The organism is Pseudoalteromonas rhizosphaerae (assembly GCF_902498845.1).
GTDB lineage: Bacteria > Pseudomonadota > Gammaproteobacteria > Enterobacterales > Alteromonadaceae > Pseudoalteromonas > Pseudoalteromonas rhizosphaerae.
Genome location: NZ_CABVLM010000047.1, coordinates 1 through 804, shown reverse-complemented (window position 1 = coordinate 804; position 804 = coordinate 1). Strand labels below are relative to the sequence as shown.

2 tRNA genes and 2 rRNA genes are annotated in these 804 nt (G+C 40.9%); all 4 read right to left on the bottom strand.

The features are described from left to right. Window positions 1-107, bottom strand: a 23S ribosomal RNA gene (locus tag PSR9079_RS23395); the annotation flags it as partial. Between the two features lie 336 nt (window positions 108-443). Next, window positions 444-519, bottom strand: a tRNA-Ala gene (locus PSR9079_RS23390). A gap of 46 nt (window positions 520-565) precedes the next feature. Further along, window positions 566-642: transfer RNA gene (locus PSR9079_RS23385), tRNA-Ile, on the bottom strand. A 76-nt stretch (window positions 643-718) separates the two neighbouring features. Continuing rightward, a 16S ribosomal RNA gene (locus tag PSR9079_RS23380) occupies window positions 719-804 on the bottom strand; the annotation flags it as partial.

Genomic DNA, 804 nt, shown 5'->3' with positions numbered 1-804 from the left:
AGTCTCAAGTGCTTTTTACTAGCTTGACTAGGCTTATCGCAAGTTAATACGTCCTTCATCGCCTCCAACTGCCAAGGCATCCACCGTGTACGCTTAGTCACTTAACCATACAACCCAAACGGGTCTTGCTTTCGCAATACTAAACAGTAAAGTTTAGTCATACGTTAGTGACAGTTTAACTTCGCCAGAAGTTAATATTGAATACTAAAGTAGATACCAATCAATCAACTCAAAGATGATTAAATGGCACTGAATGATACTGCTATCATTCTTTTTTACTTTTGAAAACTCTGTACAAATACACTGTATTCATACGAATTTTATTATCAGCTTTTCCAAATTTTTAAAGAGCAAGAGATACAAAAACCTCTCAAAATTAAACACACTCTATTCTCAGGCTATTATGCTGCCCGATAAAAGAATATTTATTTTTAAGAAGTAAGTGGTGGAGCTAAGCAGGATCGAACTGCTGACCTCCTGCGTGCAAGGCAGGCGCTCTCCCAGCTGAGCTATAGCCCCACATATGCTGGTACTTATTGTTTGATTACCGACTTCGTTGAGGAAGTGGTGGGTCTGAGTAGATTTGAACTACCGACCTCACCCTTATCAGGGGTGCGCTCTAACCAACTGAGCTACAGACCCAAACAATAAGTGTTTGTTCTCTTTACAATAACAATCATCTGTGTGGACACTACGAACAAATAAGTTCTAAATCGTATAAGGAGGTGATCCAGCCCCAGGTTCCCCTAGGGCTACCTTGTTACGACTTCACCCCAGTCATGAATCACTCCGTGGTAAACGTCC